Source organism: Nocardia sp. IBHARD005 (assembly GCF_052814245.1).
Genome location: NZ_CP199935.1, coordinates 5,020,745 through 5,040,613, shown reverse-complemented (window position 1 = coordinate 5,040,613; position 19,869 = coordinate 5,020,745). Strand labels below are relative to the sequence as shown.

General features: G+C 68.7%; 10 protein-coding genes. 4 read left to right on the top strand and 6 right to left on the bottom strand.

Annotated features, from left to right (window positions below; translation table 11 throughout):
- Positions 1 to 4 precede the first annotated feature (4 nt).
- The 4 genes from ACTWPB_RS23740 to ACTWPB_RS23725 all read right to left on the bottom strand — a co-directional run bounded on the left by ACTWPB_RS23740 (position 5) and on the right by ACTWPB_RS23725 (position 8,868).
- On the bottom strand, positions 5 to 4,546 hold the full coding sequence (locus tag ACTWPB_RS23740; protein ID WP_446222755.1) for an SbcC/MukB-like Walker B domain-containing protein: 4,542 nt from the start codon (positions 4,544 to 4,546) through the stop codon (positions 5 to 7).
- A gap of 2 nt (positions 4,547 to 4,548) precedes the next feature.
- Entirely contained in the window at positions 4,549 to 5,913 is a 1,365-nt protein-coding gene (locus ACTWPB_RS23735) for a DUF2398 family protein (protein ID WP_446222754.1), read from the bottom strand.
- 181 nt (positions 5,914 to 6,094) lie between these two features.
- Positions 6,095 to 7,654, bottom strand: a complete 1,560-nt coding sequence (locus ACTWPB_RS23730; RefSeq protein ID WP_446222753.1) for a TIGR02677 family protein — start codon at positions 7,652 to 7,654, stop codon at positions 6,095 to 6,097.
- A 74-nt stretch (positions 7,655 to 7,728) separates the two neighbouring features.
- Positions 7,729 to 8,868, bottom strand: coding sequence for an XRE family transcriptional regulator (locus ACTWPB_RS23725; protein WP_446222752.1), 1,140 nt, complete (start codon positions 8,866 to 8,868; stop codon positions 7,729 to 7,731).
- A 350-nt stretch (positions 8,869 to 9,218) separates the two neighbouring features.
- Between ACTWPB_RS23725 and ACTWPB_RS23720 the strand changes: the two genes are divergently transcribed.
- Positions 9,219 to 9,524 carry a hypothetical protein gene (locus ACTWPB_RS23720; RefSeq protein ID WP_056809962.1) on the top strand — a complete coding sequence of 102 codons (306 nt, stop codon included), beginning with the start codon at positions 9,219 to 9,221 and terminating at the stop codon, positions 9,522 to 9,524.
- Here ACTWPB_RS23720 and ACTWPB_RS23715 read toward each other — a convergent pair.
- Positions 9,426 to 11,999, bottom strand: coding sequence for an AMP-binding protein (locus ACTWPB_RS23715; protein ID WP_446222751.1), 2,574 nt, complete (start codon positions 11,997 to 11,999; stop codon positions 9,426 to 9,428). The two genes, ACTWPB_RS23720 and ACTWPB_RS23715, sit on opposite strands and share 99 nt — an antisense overlap.
- 72 nt (positions 12,000 to 12,071) lie before the next feature.
- Entirely contained in the window at positions 12,072 to 12,902 is an 831-nt protein-coding gene (locus tag ACTWPB_RS23710; RefSeq protein ID WP_446226458.1) for a PAC2 family protein, read from the bottom strand.
- Positions 12,903 to 13,094: 192 nt separating this feature from the next.
- On the opposite strand from ACTWPB_RS23710, the gene metH reads away from it, so the two are divergent.
- The 3 genes from metH to ACTWPB_RS23695 all read left to right on the top strand — a co-directional run bounded on the left by metH (position 13,095) and on the right by ACTWPB_RS23695 (position 19,726).
- On the top strand, positions 13,095 to 16,691 hold the full coding sequence (gene metH / locus ACTWPB_RS23705; RefSeq protein ID WP_446222750.1) for a methionine synthase: 3,597 nt from the start codon (positions 13,095 to 13,097) through the stop codon (positions 16,689 to 16,691).
- 231 nt (positions 16,692 to 16,922) lie between these two features.
- Positions 16,923 to 18,941, top strand: coding sequence for a serine/threonine-protein kinase (locus ACTWPB_RS23700; RefSeq protein ID WP_446222749.1), 2,019 nt, complete (start codon positions 16,923 to 16,925; stop codon positions 18,939 to 18,941).
- Between the two features lie 80 nt (positions 18,942 to 19,021).
- A complete protein-coding gene (locus ACTWPB_RS23695; protein ID WP_446222748.1) occupies positions 19,022 to 19,726 on the top strand; it encodes an HAD family hydrolase in 705 nt (234 codons plus the stop codon).
- Positions 19,727 to 19,869: the final 143 nt, after the last annotated feature.

Here is a 19,869-nt window from a genome sequence, read left to right as displayed (position 1 = left end):
CAGGTCAGCCCACCGACGCAGGTTCGCCGGGCATGCCCGCCAGCGTCAACCCACCCTCGATGGTGTTCGGCACCCGGCGGCGGTTGGGGGAGCCGAGAGCGGTGGTGAGGTCGCCGCCGTCGTGTTCGGCGAGGAGTTCGCCGCTGTCCCAGACGAGCAGGGTCGCGCTGACGGTGTTCTCGGCGGCGGAATGGGCCAGGTCGTAGTGTGCGCAGCCGGGCACATGGGCGTAGGTGATCCACAGGTCATAGCCGGTCATGAACAGGTCGAGGTCGAATTGCACACTGAGGCTGAGCAATTCGCTGCGGCCGTTGTCGTCGACGCCGGCGAAGGCTTCGTCGAGGGCCAGCAGGCGAGGAGCCTGGGGGTCGGCGGAGTCGAGCATCACGTGGGCGGCGGCGAACAGCGGCAGGTGCAGGGAGACGGATTGTTCGCCGCCGGACAGGGCGCTGTGCCGGGCGACGGTGAGCTTGTCCTCGGTGCCGTCGCCGGAGATGAGGGTGAACGAGAAGACCCGCCAGGTGCGGTAATCGAGGGTGGCAGCAAGGATTTCGGGATAGGAACGTTCCGGGTGCGCGGTGCGGGCGGCGCGGATCTCGGCGGCGAAGTGGGCACGCACCGAGCCGAGGTCATCCGAGCTCAGGGCGGTGGTGTCGCGGTCGAGGAGTTTGCACACCGAGCGCGCGGACTCCGACAGGCCGTCGGCGAGGATCCAGTGCACACCGATGGTGTTGCCCGACGACATCCGCCGCTGCTTCATCTCCGCGCCCATGCGGGAGATGAGTTCGCGTGCGTCGGTGGTGCGTTCGTGGATCTGCTGGGCCAGACCGGTCAGCAGCGCGTCTTCGAGGATGCGGCGTTCGGCGTCGGTGAGCAGCAGTTCCTGGTCGCGGCGGGCGGCGTCGATGCGGGCGGCGAAGTCGGCGAGGGCCGTCTGGCCGTTTTCGTCGTGGACGGCGACGACGGTGAGTCCGTCGGCAGCGTCCCAGTGCAGGCGGTAGTCGCGACCCGATGCGGTGAGCGCGGCGTCGAACTCCTGGAGTGCGCTGGTGACGGCGGACCGGGTGGACTTGCGACCGGCCTCGGTGGCGCGGACCTGGTTGGTGGCGGTGTCGAGGTCGGCGAACAGGGCGGCCACCTCCTCGGGCAGCACCACCGGATCGGTTTCCGGGCCCGCGGCGACGATGCGGTATTGCAGTTGCTCCGGGGTGGACCACGCGGCATCGCTGCTGGGCCAGCGATGTTCGATCGATGCGCCGAGCAAGCGCAACAGGTCGGGGCGGGCGTAGGGGGCCAGTGAACGTACCTCGGCGAGCACCTCGGTGAGCGCGGTGGCGAGGGCTTCGTTGGCGGTGCGAGAGGCGGCCTCGGCGTCGCCGACCGCTTCGATGGCGGCATTGGCGGCCTTGCGCGCGGACCGCTGTTCGGCCTTGGCCGACTCGATGGCGCCACGGGCCAGGTCGAGGTCACGGTCGATGTCGGCGGCATTGGCGCCCAACGCTTCGCGCAGCGTTTCGAGTTTGCGATGCTGCTCGGTATAGCCGAGGCGGGCCGCTTCGGCTTCTTCGGCGAACGCCTCGGCCAGTGCCCGCGCTTCGTCGTGCCGGTCGGCGCCCTCGCGTTCGCGTTCGCGTTCCCTTTCGTGTTCGGCGCGCAGGCGAAGCAGTCCGGTGCCGGTGTTCTCGAAATGGCGGATGGCTGCGGCCAGCGCGTCGAGTTCGCGTGCTTCACGCGGGGTTCGGTGTGCCGCAGCGGCGGCGCGAACCTTCTTGTCCAGCGCCGCGACTTCGGCGACGGCCTGATCGAGTTCGCGCTCGGCCTGGGTCGCGGCCTCCACGCGCGAGCGCATCAGACCCGCGGCCTCGGCCACCGTGCGCAGGGCTGCGGTCACCGCCGACGGGCGCGGCAGAGCCTTGGCGGCTGCGGACAGCGCGGCCAATTCCGCAGTGGCCGAAGCATCTTCGGCTCGTGCGGCGTCGTGCTCGGCAGCGGCGGCCTCGATCGCTGCCTCGATCTCGACGAGCCGGGACTCACGCCTGCGGGCTCGCGCGGTCGTCCCGATGAACTCGGCCTCGGACTTGTGATGGTGGCCGAGGAGAACGCCCTGCCGGAAGGACCCGGCGACGCTGACCACGACATGCCCAGTGTCGGCAGTGGTCAGCGCGGTGAGCGTGGCGCCGGTGCACGACGCCGAGTGCTCGATCATCGATCCTGTGGTCGAGATGTCGACGGCTTCGCCGGAGCCTGACCGCCCAGCATGGTCCGTACCGGGTGCCGCCGTGGCGCGGGCCTGCTGATCCGGGCTGCGGGTCGGTGCGGCGTCGTGTAGTGCGATGGAGGCCAGCACTGCGGCGACAGTCTCGGTGGGAACCGTGAGCGCGGTGGAGTCCTCTTCGACGACAAGGACATCGGCGAGCGTGCGCCCGGGTGGACGCTGGGCGGCCGGCAAGGGGAGCAGGAAGTGGTCGGAGTCGATGTCGGCGGGCAGGGTCGGGCCGCAAATCCAGCTGTCGAGCAGGCCGCCGGAGTGCAGCGCCGCCTCGATGCCCGCCGCATCTCGCGCGGACACCGAGTCGGCGAACCGCACCAGCTGCCAGAGCGGAGCGCCTGGAAGTCCTTCTCGGACACCAGTTCTGGCGGGGTGCGGTGGGGGAGCGTCGTCGCGCTGGGCGGCGATCTGTTCGCGCTCGGCGACCAGGGCATCGCGGCGCACGGCAGCGGCGCTGGCACGGGTGCGCGTCTCCTGGCGTCGGGTTCGGATCTGCTCTTGCAGTGGCTCGCACCACTCGGCCAAAACCTCTGACGCGGAGGGAAGGTCCTCCACTCCTGCACCGGCCATGGCAGCGTCGAGCGCCGCGAACAAGCCGACAGTGGTGTCGGATGCGTCCGAGCGGCCACCGTGCGTCACAGTGCCCGGCTTCGTTGGCAGGATGGCGGAACCGGCGGGGTTAACACCTTCCGGGCCGGACTCGGCGGTGTCAACTGATCGGGCGGTGTCGCCGGTGCGCCTCGCGTTTTCTGCCGTCGTGCTCGCAGGTTCGGCGACGGCCCCGAAGATCTCGCTGTGCGCGTTCCACCAGGTGCGCAGGGCGGCGGCGGATTCGCTACGGGCCAAGGCAACTGCCGCTTCGGCGTGGGCGACTTCCGCGGCAGCCGAGTCGCGCAGTTCGATGGCGCGTTCGGCGAGGCGTTCAGAGCGGATACGGTCGGCGGCGGCGGTTTCCCACTTGCCCAGTGCTTTTCGTACGGCGCGGACGTCGGCGTCGCGCTCTTCGGCGTGGCCGCGGACCGCTGCGGTGAACTGGTCGCCGCGGCCCTCGGCGCTGGGCGGCGTCCATTCGATGCCCGCTTCCTCGGCAGCCGCGCGGACGGCGTCTTCGCCGCGGACGAGCGCGGCCGCCGCGGTGCGGACAGCCTCGGCCGCGCGCGAGGCTTCCTCGGCGCGACGTTGCAGCGTGTGACCTGCCTCGGCGGCCTTGTCGCGATGGGCGGCGGCGGAGGTTTCGAGGCGGTGTACGGCGTCGGCCAGGTCGTCGAGTTGCTGTTTGCCCTCGTAGGCGCTGGATCGTTGCAGGTTCTCGCGGTCGGCGATGGCCTGTTCGTAGGCGTGATCGGCGTTTTCGGCTCTGGTCTCGGCTTCGGCGCGGTCGGTGTCGCGGCGGGTGCGCAGTGCTGTCGCGGCGAACAGGGCCGTGGCGGCGAAGGTGGCGGCGTCGAGGCGGGTGCGGAGCTGGTCGACGTCGGTTTTCGCCTGTACCGCAAGGTATTTGCGGTACACGTCGACGAAACGGCGGGTGGCGGTGTCGGCCTGGACGAGGCCGTCGAGGGTCCGGCCGACCTCTTCCATATCGCTGAACGAGCGAGCGGCGTCGAGGATCAACTGCTCGTCGAGGGGGCGCAGGCCGTCGGTGAGCGCTTGGGACAGGCCGCGCGGGTCGAGGTTCTTGGCGAGCTGTGGCCTTCGCAGGGTGAGGATCAGGTTGATCAGCTGGTCGTAGCGCTGCACGCCGAGCCCGAACATGCGCGCGTCGATCGCCGCGCGATATTCGACGGGACGGTCGACGATGGCATCGCTGCCGATCTGCTCGGCCAATTGTTTGCGGGTGAGCGGGCGGTCGTCGGGGCCGATGAGGGAGAAGTCGACCCCGGCGCGGCCGTCGGCGACGAAGTACCAGCGGGTCACCTTGTCCGATGAGCGGGTGGCGCGCATGCCGATGCCGACGGTGACGGTCTCGGGATCGTCCCAGCCGCCGCGCGCGAACTCCATCCACACATACGAGTAGGCCGATTCCTGCTTGCGGTACAGCAGATTCGACTTCATGGTGCGTTCTTCACCGGCGAACGGGTTCAGCCTGCGCGGTTCGATCCGCCCGTCCAGCACGAACGGGAACAGCACCTCGAGTGCTTTGGTCTTTCCGGAGCCATTGGGACCGCGCAGCACCAGACGACCGTCGGCGAAACTGAACTCCTGGTCGCGGTAGTCCCACAGGTTGACGATGCCCGCTCGGGTCGGGACGAACCGCACTCCGCCGTGAATGAGTGACATGCTCAGACCCCTCCCTCTCCGGTGCTGCCGTCGGTATCGGCGGCGGTGACGAACAATTCCTCGGTCTTGCGCACGCGCACGGTGACCACCGCGCCCCGATACCTGGCCAGCGCGGGCAAGACCAGCAGCCCGTCATCGACCGGCCGGATCAGCCGCAGCTTGGCCAGCAACGCGAGCACCTCGGTGGTGAGTCCGCCGGTATCGGCCTGCCATTGCGCGGCGAAGGTCGCGCCGTAGCGGTCGGTGAGCGCGGTGACGGTCGTGCGTACCCAGGCGTCGTCGAGGAACGGGTAGGTGACGGGGTCGACGATCTCGGTCTCGTCGTCGGCGAAATCCGCTGTGGCAGTGATGATGTCGATCTCGTCGGCGAGCGGTGCGAACACTCCCGCCGTGGGGATGGACGCGTCGAGTTGGTCGAGCAACGCGTCATCGGCGGTGAGCGCGCCGGGACGCCGCGGGATCGGATTGTCGATGTCGAGCACCACGTCGGCGATCTCGCCGATCAGCAACAGGGCCACCTGCGCCAGGGTCCCGGTGCCGGGGAAACGGGTGTCGGACAGCCGCCCCGAGGTGTCGATCAGCGCCACTCCCTCGGCCCGACGCTCGGCCCGCAAGCCGGTGCAGTATTCGACCTCGCCGATCAGCCGGTCCTGGCCGAGCAGCGCTCGCTCGTCCGGCGCCAGTTCGTCGAGGTAGACGACAGGGCGCTCCACCAGCGCCCGGCGCACCCGGCGGGCATGCTCGGTGCCCTCGGTCAGGAGACCGCGCACGCTGTGCAGGTGCTGCAACGCGCGCGGGGGCCGGAACAGGGCGAATACGACCGGCCGGTCGATGTCGTAGAGCGCTTCGCCCGCCTCCGGGTCGCTGGCCCAGCCGCCTGCGTCGCCGTCGGCCAGAGTCAGCGCACCCCGCGCGCCCAGCCAGCCGATGGCATCGACGAAGGCGTCGCGATCGGCGGCCCGCTCGGTCGACAGGTCGAGGCCCTCGATCCGGCTCGCGTAATCGGCGACGTGTTCGGCCAATTCGGACAGGGTGATCTGGTCGCCCGCCCGGCCGAGCGCGGCCAGCGCCAACGACAGATACGCGTAGCGGCGGCGGTCGAAAACGCGGTCGTTGGCACTGCGAGCGGGCCGGGCGTCATCGAGTCGATCGTGCACCGGGTAAAGCCGGGCCGTGGTCTCGGTGACCTCGAGCCGATAACCGAACAGCTCGGCGAGGTCCTCGCGCAATTCCGTGGCCCACCGCCGGATCAGCGGCAACGCGATCCGGTCGGGATAGACGCGGGTCACCAGGTGATTGGCCAACATCACCCGCGCCGCACGCTGATAGCTGTCGAGCGCGAGCGCATCGATCCGCTGTCGTTTCACAGTTTCGCCCCTCGTGCCGACATCGGTCGCGCAGACCGGGGCCGCGCCGAGCGGCGGATGCCGAAACCGGGCGAGTCCCTGCGCGTGGAACCCCGGCGTAATCGTGCAATTGGGCTCGTTTCAGTCAGAATTCTGATTCCGAGCGGGTGGATTGCACGATTACGCCGGGTCGGTCGCTGCCTCATCGCGTGGCCCCCCGTCGCGCCGAATCACGCACTTCGAGTCGGCGGTTGTTCAGATGGAGCAGCCCCGCCGCGGTGCGGATCACTGTCGACCCGTCGCAGGGGCGCACCGTCAACGTGACGCCGTTGTCGGAACCTGTTGTGCCGTCGACCTTTCCGGTCACCGGAACCCACGCGGTCGAGGCGGCGTCGATCAGCCGCAACAGCACCTCGGTCTCCCGCTGATCCAGCACTCGTTCGTGCACATTGCCCTGCGACAGCGAGGCCGCGGCTGCGGCTCGTTCGCGCTGCGCCGCCAACTGCGCCTCGCGCAATCGCCGCACGCTCGCGTCGTTGCGTGCGATCCGGGCCGGGGCGCCCGCTGTGGGTGCGCGACCGGTTTCGGCGAGGGTGCGGGAGATCTCCAAAGGTGGTGCTTCCCACCAGGATCGGCTGGTCGGAATCAGCTCCGCATCGGGATGCTCGAGTGACAGATGGCGGGGCTTGCCCAGTCCGAACACCGCATCGTAGAGCGCGTGCGCGCTGCCCGCGGTGGGCGTGGCGACGAACCATTCGGCCAGGTGCCGCAACGCCGATTCCCGGCTGACGCCACCACGGCGGGTCTCGGTGACCCGGCGCAACAGCGACAGCACCGCCGCGATCGCGCTCATCGTCGCCTCGCGCAGCCGGTCGGCCTCACACGTTTCGGCCGACTCGGTGCCCGCGGCGACGAACCAGGTGCGCAACCCGTCCCAGCGTGAACGCCAATCCGCTTCGCGCTCAGCGAAACTCAACAGCACCCGCTCGTCGCACCCGGCCGCGCGACCGATCAGCTGCTCGACCCCGGTCTCCTCGACCTCGCCGATCGCCGCCGCCAGCCGCGGCGCGAACCGGGCCAGATCCAGACTGAACTCCCGCATGTGGGCCAGCAACGCATCCTTGTGCGCGAGAAAGGATTGCGGTGTGATCTCGGTCGTGCGCACCAGATCGCCCAGCGACAGATAGAAATGCGCGGCCCGCGCGGCCATGTCGGTGAGCGCGGCATCGAGCCTGCGCACGGTGGTGTAGACCCGTTCGGCATCGCCGTCGCGGTTGGCGGCGGCGAGCGTGCGCAGGTCGGCGAGCAGCTCGGGCAGCACGAGCCGCGACAGCGACGCGTCCTCCATCCGGGCCGCGAGCACCCCGGCCACCGCCCGGTAGGCCTGGAAACCGGCCTGCGCGAACTGGTAGACGTAGTGCCGGTTGCGGTACTCGGCCAGGGTGGCCGCCCGGGTGCCGTCATAGCTGCGTTCGAGCACACCCCAGCGATGCAACTGCTCGAGCAGCGGACCGATCTCGGCCGCGGGCAGTGGGACACCCGCGGCCGCCTCGATCCGGCCGCCCGCCTCGGCTCTGGAAATCCACTCGGCGACGTCGTCGGCGTGCAACAACACCACATAGGCGGCACGAGCGCTGTCGAAGGCGCGCAGCACCCGCAGGTAGTCGGCGCGCTTCTCGGCGGTCGCGAACGAGAACAACCGCAGACGCTCGTCCCAGAGGGCGGGTACGGCGCTGGGCAAGCCGTCGGCGGAGTCGGTCACCGTAGACAGGTTAGTGGTGGCCTTCGGGTGCTCCGCCGGACCGTCCCCGATCGGCGTGGCACCGCCCGGCGAACTCACCCGACATTGAGCGATCGCAGCTGGTCGAGGAACGATTGGGTGCGCTGATCTCCTGGGTACCGTTCGATGATCTCCCTGGCTGCCTCGCCGGCGATCCAGGCCAGCGACGGCAGCGACTTGCGACCCGCGGAGAAAGCCGCGACGCCCTCCTCGACCGCGCGCTCGAGATCGCGGTCGCGCGCGGCTACGACAGCCAGGGTCAGCCGCGCCTCCGAGACCCGCATGGGATTGCGGACCGAACCGTCGGGTCGGGTCGAATCGCTGATCACCTGCCGGGCGTAGCGTTCGGCCAGCCTGTCCTGGCCCGCCACCCGGCAGCAGTCCATCGCGTAGAAGTCGAACTTGGTGGCGTCGACGACGAAGTGGTTGTCCAGATCGGCCGGGTGACCCATCCGCGACAGAATCGCCTTGCCCTCGTCGAGTGCGGTCTGCATCGCGCGGCGGTCACCGAGCCGGGCCCAGCCCTTGGCACGCTGCGCGGCCAGCTGCACCCCGACACTCGACGACGTGGTGCCTGCCATCGCCTTCTCCGAGACATCGATCGCGCCACGGAAGTTGCCCTGTGTCAACGCGAACCACGCCGACATCTCCGCGGCCCACCCGACGATCTCGGGATTGCCCGCTTCACGACCGAGGGAATCGGCGGCCCGGCGGGTGGCTTCGGCACCGCCTCGGTGACCGAGGTCGTAATCGACGCAACCGACCAGCAACGCGACCCAGCCTGCCAGTACGAGGATCTCCCGATGCTGGCTCAGGGTCAGTCTGCCGTCGAGCAGCGAGGTGATCCGGCGCAGCCACGCGGTCCCCTCGGTGTGCAGTGCGTGTGGGTCGGCATCGGCGTATTCGCAGCACAACCGTTCGGCGGTGATCCGCACCGCGTCCAGTGTGGCGCTGTTGACGTCGGACATCCTGAGTCGTCCGATGAACTCCAAAGTGTCCATACCGGTTGCCGATAACAGCTCGTCATCCCGGTTGGGACGGGACTTCGGGAAGAACGCGGCGGGGACGGTGTCGAACGCGGCCGCGATGATCGGCGCGTAGAACTCGTCAGGTCGCGATTCCCCGGATTCCCAGCGGCGCCAGTTGCGCAGCAGGGTACTGTCCGTCGGCAGGTTGTGGGAGGACTTGGCACGCATCGCGCGAACGGCATCGGCTTGCGACCACCTCCTCGCGTCACGTTCCGAGCGCATCCGAACAGCCCAGACGGGTCGATCATCAGTTGCGGTCACGGCGGTAGTATTCCACCAGTTAACGTTCGGCGTCCCGGATAGGGCATGTAGATGTCATCGGATTGACAGCTGCTGCCGGGGGCCGCGAATGTTCATGATGTAAGCAGGTGCTCGGCTGGACAACCGGATACCCGCTTTGCAGGAGAGCTTGCAGGGCAACGCAGTACCCCCGCGTGGCGCACCCGCGCGGCGCGGGGGGATCGAGTACACGACAGGTCCGACAACAGAACAGCGATCCCAATCCAACGGAGGTTCGGGTGGAAGCGTTGATCTATGGATACTTGCGCGACGATTTGGCCGATGGCCAGAGCGACCAATTGGAGGATGCGCTACGCAGCCTCGCACGGACCGCGGGCATGTGTTTCGCCGCGACGTTCCATGAAGCACCCGCGGGTGACGGTGCGGCGTTCGCCGAGCTCACCCAGGAATTGAAGCGGGCCGACGCCCACCACGTGGTGGTGCCCTCACTCGATCACCTTGCCGGCCAGACGATTCCGCGTGACCTGCTGATCGCGAAGCTGGCGCACGAGGCGGCCGCTCAGGTGCTGACCCTGGAGCGTTAGCCATGGGATCGCACGCCTGCACCGATCCGCCATCTCGGTAGCGGCCGCGCCGGCGGCCAGGCAGGCCGCCAGCGCGAGCAATCGCTGGTCGCCGAACACCGGGTACACCTGCCAGTGCAGCAGATACGCGAACAGGGAGCTGTCGGCCACCGCCACCGCCACCACGGCGACGACGGCGGGCACGCGCAGCGCGGGCAGCCAGATCAAGATCGCAATGCCTGCCATGACAAGGCGTTCCCGCTCGGTGACGCCGAAATATCCGGGCACACCAGCCAGCAGCACGGCGCTGACGATCAGCCGCTGCCAGACTGCCGTCGCCTTCGCTCCGGCCCAGCCGAGAACGAAGTACCAAAAGGCCAGCGGTGACAACGCGATGTCGCGTTCGGGATAGAGCCCGAACGAATGCCAGCGCAGGATCAGGGTGAGGCCGAGCAGGCCGAGCGCGAACCAGAACGGCGCTCGCCGCTCCCACCGGTCGATCCGGGGGATCCGGATCAGCAGTGCGCAGGCCACCGTGCAGTACACGAGTACTTCCAGGAACCACAGATGTCCCGCCGTGTCATTGCGCGGTCCGAGAATCTTGTTGAGCAGCAACACATTCTGCCAGCCGTAATAGCCGGGCTGCCAGGCCATCGTGATCAGTACCCAGAGTGCGGCAGGCACCGCGATCATCGCCACGGCCCGCCCGGTGAGCTGGAGCCGCCGGGCGCGTGGGGCCGAACTCACCGCGAAACGCGCGAAGTTGTAGCCGGCCACGGCCAGCAGCACGTGCGCCGCGCCCCACAGTTCGAACAGCTGGATGTGGGAGCCGAGGATGAGCACGATGCCGATCGCGCGCAACGCCGTCGAGGAATCGAGGGCCCGGCCGAAGCGAGCGCGGGTGCGCGGTGATCGTCGCAGGTCGGCGATCGAGCGCTGGGGCCAGTCGGTGGGCAGCGTGCCGAGCACGCGTTCCAGACGTGCCGCGACGGCGACGTAACTCAGCGAATTGCCACCGAGGTCGGCGAAACTGTGCGCGGGCGAGATCGACTCGATCGGCAGGCCGAGGGCGTCGGCGTAGATCACGCCGACATCGTCGCCCGGGCTCGGCGACGTGGTCGCGAGCGCGCGCACCGCGGGATAGTCGATCTTGCCGGTGGCCAGCCGCGGTAGTGCGTCGAGGACGATCACGCTGATCGCGGTGACGGGCAGTCCCGATATCTCGGCGATCCGCCGCGCTGCCTCCTCGACGTGCATTCGATGCGATGTCGCAGATGAAGAAGATCGGGGGAGTATCGCCGCGATCAGCCGGGTGCCGTCGTCGGTGCAGGCGGCGACGAAACCGGCTGTGGCCAGCTCTGATTCGACGCGGCCCAGGTCGATACGCAGGCCGAACAGTTTGGCGAAGCGGCTGCGCCTGCCGACGACCTGGAACAGCCCGTCGGCGGTGCGCCGGGCCAAGTCCCCGGTGCGCAGCGCGTCGACGGTGCGGCCGAGTGTCAGGTCGGCGGGGCTGTGCGCGTAGCCGAGCATCACGTTCGGGCCGTGGTAGACGAGTTCCTCGGCGGCGCCCTCGTCGACCGGTGTCAGGGTGAAATGCCCGCCCGGAATGGGGATTCCGATGCAATCGGGGTGCTCGGTCGCCGATTCCGGTGGTAGATAGGCCATTCGGGCGGTGGCCTCGGTCTGGCCGTACATCACGAAGAACCGCCAGCCCGCGGCCGCGCCGAGCTCCGCGTACGCCCGCACCCTGGCTGGTTCGAGTCTGCCGCCCGCCTGGGTCACGTAGCGCAGATCCGGTAGCGACATCTGCGCGAAGCCGATCCGGTCCAGGAGGTCGACGGTGTAGGGCACCGCGGCGAACGAGGTGGCCCGGTGTGCGCGGAACTCGTCCCAGAATTCGGGCTCGAGCACGGAACGCTCGGTGAGCAGCAGGCTCGCGCCGCGCAGCAGATGGCTGTGGACGACCGAGAGCCCGTAACAGTAGAACAGCGGCAGGGTGGTCGCCGCGCGGTCGTGCGGGCCGATGCCGAGGTACTCGGCGATGGACTCGGCGTTGGCGGTCAGGTTGTGCGCCGACAGCCGCACCAGCTTCGGCGACCCGGTCGAGCCGGAGGTGCTGAGCAGCAGCGCCAGCTCCGGATGCAGCCGGTGCGCCGACTGTGCGCGGTCGGTGACGACGCGGCCGCGATCGATGATCACGTCCGGGTCGTAGGTCGCGGCCAGTTCGCCGGTGAGCTCGCCGGTCAGCAACACCACGCACCCCGCGTCCAGCGCGCCGAGGTAGGCCACCAGGGAGTCGAGATCGTTGCCCGCGGTGAGCGCGACGAGCCGCCGGACAGGACCCAGCCCGGCCGAGAACTCCGCGACGCGGTCGCCGAGCTGGGCATAGGTCACCGGTGCGATGGCCTCGGCGGACCCGGGCCCGGGATGGTGCAGCACCGCGACGCGGTCGTCGAAACCACGCAGATGGGCGACGATCGACTGGGCCTGCATCCGAAAAAGTCTAGGCGGCGTGCCGACGGCATCCGGGAGCTTTCTGCCCGGCGAACTCCCGGTGCCTGCGGACTAGAGGCCGAAGCTGCCCGGACCGCGCCTGCGCAGGTACTTCTCGAACTCCGCCGCGATGGCGTCGCCGTCGATCTTGGCCATGGTCTCGTTGAGGTCGATCGCGGCGTCGCCGCGCTCCTCGAGCGAGCGCACGTACTCGCTGATCTCCTCGTCGCCGAGGGTCATCTCGTTGACCGCGACTTCCCACTCCTCGGCCTGTTTCGGCAGCTCACCGAGCGGAACCTCGATATCGAGGACGTCTTCGACCCGGTGCAGCAGCGCGATCGTCGCCTTCGGGTTCGGCGGTTGCGACACGTAGTGCGGGACCGCGGCCCAGAACGACACCGCGGGGACGCCGGCCTTCACACACTGGTCCTGCAACACACCGGTGATCCCGGTCGGACCCTCGTACCTGGTCTGTTCCAGACTGAACCGCTCGGCGGCCTCGGGACTGTAGGCCGAACCGGTCACCGGCACCGGGCGGGTATGCGGGGTATCGGCCAGCAGTGCGCCGAGGATGACGACGGTCTCCACCCCGAGCTGCTCGATGAACTCGAGCAGGTCGTCGCAGAAACTGCGCCATTTCATGTTCGGTTCGATGCCACGCAGCAGCACCACGTCACGGTCGCTGCCGGGCGGGGAACACACCGACAGCATCGTCGATGGCCACTGGATCTCCCTGGTCACGCCGTCGACCTGACGGACCGTCGGCCGGTTCACCTGGTAGTCGTAGTAGTCCTCGGAATCGAGTTCGGCCATCGGCTCGGCATCCCAGATCAACTCCAGATGTTCGATGGCTCCGCTGGCGGCATCGCCGGCGTCGTTCCAGCCCTCGAAGGCGGCAACCATGACGGGATTGCGCAACGTCGGCAGTTCCGTCTCGGGGGTCTCACTGGCATCCACCCGGTCAGCCTAGTGTCTTGTGCGAATTGTTTTGCGGTGACCGACGGTGTTGCGTGTTTCCGCCGCCGGCAGTGGCCCAGGCCACTCGATTCACCCACAGTGGTCTTCTGCGTCGGAGGCGCCCTCTAGTCTTGATCCATGTCTGCGTCCTTGCCCACCGGGTTCGATACCACGCTCCTCGACACGCTGCGGCGGCGAGTCGTCATCGGCGACGGCGCGATGGGCACGATGTTGCAGGCCGCGGATCTGTCGCTCGACGACTTCCGTGGCCTCGAGGGATGCAACGAGATCCTCAACGACACCCGCCCCGATGTGCTCGCCGACATCCACCGCGCCTACTTCGCCGCGGGCGCGGACGCGGTGGAGACCAACACCTTCGGCTGCAACCTGCCCAACCTCGCCGACTACGACATCCAGGACCGGATCCGCGATCTGTCCGAGCGTGGCACCCGCATCGCCCGCGATGTCGCCGACGAGATGGGCCCGTCCGCCGACGGCACCCCCCGCTATGTCCTCGGCTCGATGGGCCCCGGAACCAAGCTGCCGACCCTGGGTCACGCGCCGTTCGTGTCGCTGCGTGATGCCTACACCGAAGCGGCGCTCGGCATGCTCGAGGGCGGCGCCGACGCCATCCTCATCGAGACCTGCCAGGACCTGCTCCAGGTCAAGGCCGCGATCACCGGTAGCCGCCGGGCCATGATCGCGGCGGGCCGCCGGATCCCGATCATCACCCACGTCACCGTGGAGACCACCGGCACCATGCTGGTCGGTAGTGAGATCGGCGCGGCGCTGACCGCGCTGGAACCGCTCGGCATCGACATGATCGGCCTGAACTGCGCCACCGGGCCCGCGGAGATGAGCGAGCACCTGCGGCACCTGTCGCGGCACGCGAAGATCCCGGTGTCGGTGATGCCGAACGCGGGTCTGCCGGTGCTCGGCGCCAACGGCGCGGAATACCCGCTCACCCCCGAAGAGCTCGCCGTCGCGATGAGCGGGTTCGTGTCCGAGTTCGGTCTCTCGCTGGTCGGTGGTTGCTGTGGCACCACCCCCGAGCACATCCGTCAGGTCGCCGAGGCGGTCCGCGAGGTCGAGAAGACGCTGCCGCCCATCACCGATCGTCGCGACCCCGAGCACGAGCCTGCCGTGTCGAGCATGTACACCGCTGTCCCGTTCGAGCAGGACGCCTCGATCATGATGATCGGTGAGCGCACCAATGCCAACGGCTCCAAGGCTTTCCGTGACGCGATGCTGGCCGCCGACTGGCAGCGGTGCCTCGAGATCGCCAAGGACCAGACCCGCGACGGCGCGCACATGCTCGACCTGTGTGTGGACTACGTGGGCCGCGACGGTGCCGACGACATGAACGAGCTGGCCTCGCGGCTGGCGACCGCCTCGACGTTGCCGATCATGCTCGACTCCACCGAAGTGCCGGTATTGCAGGCGGGTCTGCAGCACCTGGGTGGTCGGTGCGCGGTGAACTCGGTGAACTACGAGGACGGCGCAGGCCCGGATTCGCGGTTCCAGCAGATCATGCGCCTGGTCTCCGAGCACGGTGCCGCTGTCGTCGCGTTGACCATCGACGAAGAGGGGCAGGCGCGCACCGCCGATCACAAGGTCGCGATCGCCGAGCGTCTCATCGACGACATCACCGGCAACTGGGGCCTGGAAGAGTCCGACATCATCATCGACACGCTGACCTTCACCCTCGGCACAGGGCAGGAGGAGTCGCGCAAGGATGGTGAGGAGACGATCAAGGCCATCCGCGAGCTCAAGCGCCGCCGCCCGCGGGTGCAGACCACCCTGGGTCTGTCGAACATCTCCTTCGGTCTGAATCCGGCCGCCCGGCAGGTGCTGAACTCGGTGTTCATGCACGAATGTGTGCAAGCGGGTCTGGATTCGGCGATCGTGCACGCGTCGAAGATCCTGCCGATGAGCCGGATCCCCGAAGAGCACCAGCAGGTCGCCCTCGATCTGATCTATGACCGTCGCACCGAGGACTACGACCCGCTGCAGAAGCTGATGGCGCTGTTCGAGGGTGTCTCGACGGCATCGTCGCGGGCCTCGCGCGCGGAGGAGATGGCCCTGCTGCCGTTGTTCGAGCGCCTCGAGCGGCGCATCGTCGACGGTGAACGCAACGGCCTCGGCGAGGATCTGGACGAGGCGATGCAGACGGTGCCGCCGCTGCAGATCATCAACGAGACACTGCTGTCGGGCATGAAGACCGTGGGTGAGCTGTTCGGTTCGGGGCAGATGCAGCTGCCGTTCGTGCTGCAGTCGGCCGAGGTGATGAAAACCGCTGTCGCGCATCTGGAACCGCACATGGAAGCCACCGACGACGCGGGCAAGGGCCGCATCGTGCTGGCCACGGTGAAGGGCGATGTCCACGACATCGGCAAGAACCTGGTCGACATCATCTTGTCCAACAACGGCTACGAGGTGGTCAACCTCGGCATCAAGCAGCCCATCGCGACCATTCTCGACGCCGCCCAGGACAAGAAGGCCGACGTGATCGGCATGTCCGGTCTGCTGGTGAAGTCGACGGTGGTGATGAAGGAGAACCTCGCCGAGCTCAATGCCAAGGGTGTCGCCGAACAGTTCCCGGTGCTGCTCGGTGGCGCCGCGCTGACCCGCTCCTACGTGGAGAACGACCTGACCGAGGTCTACGAGGGCGACGTGCACTATGCCCGCGACGCGTTCGAGGGCCTGCGGTTGATGGACGAGATCATGACCGTAAAGCGTGGCGGTGGCCTCGATCCCGACAGCCCCCAGGCCATCGCGGCCAAGGAGAAGGCCGCCGAGCGCAAGGCCCGCCACGAGCGGTCCAAGCGGATCGCGGCCGAGCGCAAGGCCGCTGAAGTCCCGATCGTGGTGCCGGAGCGCTCCGATGTCGCCGCGGATCTGCCCGTGCCGACGCCGCCGTTCTGGGGTACCCGGGTGGTGAAGGGTCTGCCGCTGGCGGAGTATTCGGGTCTGCTCGACGAGCGGGCGCTGTTCCTGGGCCAGTGGGGGCTGCGCGGTCAGCGTGCCGGTGAAGGGCCCACGTACGAGGATCTGGTGGAGACCGAGGGGCGCCCGCGGTTGCGCGTGTGGCTCGACCGGCTCGCCACCGAGGGTGTGCTGCAACACGCGGCCCTGGTCTACGGGTACTTCCCCGCCGTGTCGGAGGGCGACGAGGTCATCGTCTTGACCGAGCCGAATCCTGATGCGCCGCAGCGGTATCGGTTCACCTTCCCGCGTCAGCAGCGTGATCGGTTCCTGTGCATCTCCGACTTCATCCGTTCGCGTGAGCGGGCCCGGGAGACCGGGCAGGTCGATGTGTTGCCGTTCCAGCTGGTCACGATGGGTCAGCCGATCGCCGACTTCGCCAACGCGCTGTTCGCCGCCGACAACTACCGCGACTACCTCGAGGTGCACGGTGTCGGTGTGCAGCTCACCGAGGCGCTGGCCGAGTACTGGCATCGCCGGGTGCGTGAGGAGCTGACCGTCGACGGCAAGTCCGTGGCTGCCGAGGACCCGGCTGATGTGGCCGACTACTTCAAGCTCGGTTACCGGGGTGCGCGGTACTCCTTCGGTTACGGCGCCTGCCCGGACCTGGAAGATCGCGCCAAACTGGTCGACTTGCTCGACGCGGGCCGGGTCGGGGTGACGCTGTCGGAAGAGCTGCAGCTGCACCCTGAGCAGTCGACGGACGCGTTCGTGCTGCTGCATCCGGAGGCGAAATACTTCAACGCCTGAGACACTTCATGAACGGGTGAACAGGCGTCGGCAGATCGGATCGGTCCCGCGGGCCGGTCCGATTGTCGTTGTGGCGCTTGTGAGTCTGGTCACGATGTGGCGCTGGGGCCATGGACCGGGCTGTCCCGCAACAGGATCGAAGCAGTTCAGCACGTAGGATTTTCGAAAGTTTCATCCCGCTGTGGCGCGGAGGGCGAGACGACTCAGCGGTAAGCAGGAGGGGCACAGAATATGACATCGGATCGGTTGATCGCGGGACGCTATCGACTCACCGACCCGATCGGCACGGGCGCGATGGGAGTCGTGTGGCGCGCTACCGACGTCCGGCTGCGGCGCACCGTCGCGGTGAAGCAAGTGCTGCTCGCGCCTGGCCTCACCGGATCGCAAGCGCTGGAAGGGAAACTGCGCGCGATGCGGGAGGGCCGGATCGCGGCCCGCCTGCACCACCCCAACGCCATCACCGTTTTCGATGTCGCCGAAGAGGATGGCCAGCCGTGGCTGGTCATGGAGTACATGAATGCGCCGAGCCTCGCGGTGAAGCTGGCGGGCGGTGTGACCCTGCCGCCGATCGCGGTGGCGGGGATCGGTGCCCAGGCCGCCGCGGCGCTGTCGGCCGCGCACGATGCCGGGATCATGCACCGCGATGTGAAACCGGCCAACCTGCTCGTCGGCGACGACGGCACGGTCAAACTCACCGACTTCGGCATCTCGCACGCGACCGGGGACGTCACCGTCACCGCCACCGGGTTCCTGGCGGGCACCCCCGCGTACCTGGCGCCCGAGATCGCGCGCGGCGACAACCCGAAGCCCGCCGCCGACGTGTTCGCCCTCGGCTCGACGCTGTACGCCGCCTCCGAAGGCGCGCCGCCGTTCGGTGAGGGCGACAACCCCCTGGCTGTGCTGCACGCCGTCGCGCGCGGTGTGGTGCCGGAGCCGAAGAACGCGGGCCCGCTCGCCCCGGTCCTGATGTGGCTGCTGACCGCGTCCGCCGATGACCGGCCGACGATGGCGCAAGCCCGCACAGCGCTGGAAGACGTTGCGGCGGGACGTGTTCCGGCACTGCCTGCCTCGGCGACGAAGACCCTGCCGGTCAGCGAAGCAGCCACGACGCTGATCCCGTCGGCCGGCGTACCCGCGAACGGGACAGCGACGGCGAAGTCGGGCGCGGCGGCATTGTTCGGTAACGGTCTGGCGATGGCCAAGGCCGCCCGCTCGGCCATCGCGGGCCGGAACTCGACCGGAGCGGGCGCGGACGCTCCGCGGGCTTCGGGCGCGAGCGCGGCGTCCGGCGCCGCCGGCCACGTGGCAAGCCGACCGGGCGGGGCAATCGGCCCAGCGGCCGCAGCCCCGGCCGGTGAGGGCAGGCAGGCAGGCGCGGTGCGGCAGGCAGGCGCGGTGCGGCAGGCAGCGGCAGGCGATCCCGGCCTCGTTCGGCCGCGCGACACCGCCTCCCCGAACCCGGACAGTGTCGAACGCGCCGGTGCCCAGGCGCAACTGCGCGCCCGGGCCGCAGCCGGGCCGACGGACGGTTCCGGCCTGCATCCCGCGTTCCCCACCCCGCCGTCGCGCACCGATCGCGCGAACAACAGCCGCGCTGTGCTGCTCCTGGCCGCCGCTGTCGCCGCCTTCACGGTCATGCTGGTGGTGCTGGTGGTGACCCGCGACCGTGGCGGCGACTCCGATCAGCAGGCGCAGATCCCGGCATCGCCGGTCACCGTCACAACCGTGGTCGACGGCAAGGTGAGCACCGTCGTCATCGTGCCCGAGCAGGAAACGATCACCGTGTCGGCCCCGCCCGTGTCGATGCCAAGCGGTGCGACGACCACCGGTGCGACGACCACCGGTGCGACCCCGACCAGCACCTCGGCCAAGCCCACCCCCACCCCCACCCCCACCACCGCGAAACCGACCAGCACGACCATCACCACCACACCGTTCGGCCCGCCCACCCCGGACCGGATCAACCAGTTCATCGCCGGGTACTACGGCATGCTGCCCGGCAATATCGGCGGGGCGTGGGCGCAGCTCGCGCCCGCCTACCAGACGCAAACCGGCGGGTTCGGGCAATATTCGTCGTTCTGGTCGTCGGTGCGGTCGGTGACTGTCGGCTCGATCACCCCCAGCGGGCAGAACCGCGCGGTCGTCACCCTCACCTACCAGCTCGCCAATGGCACCGTGACCTCGGAGAACCGCTGGATCCAGGTCTCCGCCGACGCGGGCACCCTGCAGATCGTCGGATCTGGCGTGTGAGGCTGACCCATTACCCTGAACGGGGTCCGGCGACTGCCGGTCATTTCGGCGATGTGTGACGAGAACGAGGCGAGTAACAGGTGAGCGCGCGACCGGCCGCGGTGCTGTGGGACATGGACGGCACGCTGCTCGATTCGGAGAAGCTGTGGGACATAGCGGTTCGTGAACTGGCCCGTGAACACGGCCGCGAGCTGACCGACGAGGTCCGCCACGCCCTGATCGGCGCCTCCGGCCCGAACGCGCTGCGCATGCTCTTCGACGGCATCGGGGTGGACCCGACGCCGGAGACGGTTGTCGAGGCGGGGGAGTTCCTCGAGCGCCGGGTCACCGAGTTGATGCTCGGCCCGATCCCGTGGCGTCCCGGTGCGAAGGACGCTCTGGCCATGGTGCGCGAGGCCGGCTTGCAGTGCGCGCTGGTGACCAACACCAAGCGTTCGCTCACCGAATACGGCCTCGACACCCTCGGGCGCGACTTCTTCGACACGTCCGTCTGCGGGGACGAGGTGGCACACGGCAAGCCCGATCCGGCCATCTACCGGCGCGCCGCGGAACTGCTCGGGGTCGACCCGGGTGAGTGTGTCGCCATCGAGGACTCGCCGACCGGATCCCTCGCCGCGCAGGGCGCGGGCTGCGGTGTGATTGTGATCCCGTGCGAGATCGCGGTTCCCGAGGCGCCGGGGCGGGTATTCCGGGAGTCGCTGGTCGGATTGTCGGTCGAGGATCTGGCAGCCGCACTCGACGCACGCGTGGTGAATCTTTCGACGGCGGTGCGTGATAGGGCGTAATAGCCTACCGTAATAGTACCGAAACCCAGGTTGTCTTTGCGAAAATTGTTGCCGCACAGTTGATTTCGCACGATTGTGATCTTCCTGGGATATCCCCGATTTGCCGAAACCACGGGCGCTCGCCCGAATATTCCCGCAAACTG

Bases quoted from the DNA above. Each gene is read 5' to 3' on its own strand.
- ACTWPB_RS23710 (WP_446226458.1), bottom strand. From the start codon at position 12,902: ATGGTTGCCGCCTTCGAGGGCTGGAACGACGCCGGCGATGCCGCCAGC.
- ACTWPB_RS23700 (WP_446222749.1), top strand. From the start codon at position 16,923: ATGACATCGGATCGGTTGATCGCGGGACGCTATCGACTCACCGACCCG.
- metH (WP_446222750.1), top strand. From the start codon at position 13,095: ATGTCTGCGTCCTTGCCCACCGGGTTCGATACCACGCTCCTCGACACG.
- ACTWPB_RS23725 (WP_446222752.1), bottom strand. From the start codon at position 8,868: ATGCGTGCCAAGTCCTCCCACAACCTGCCGACGGACAGTACCCTGCTG.
- ACTWPB_RS23715 (WP_446222751.1), bottom strand. From the start codon at position 11,999: ATGCAGGCCCAGTCGATCGTCGCCCATCTGCGTGGTTTCGACGACCGC.
- ACTWPB_RS23740 (WP_446222755.1), bottom strand. From the start codon at position 4,546: ATGTCACTCATTCACGGCGGAGTGCGGTTCGTCCCGACCCGAGCGGGC.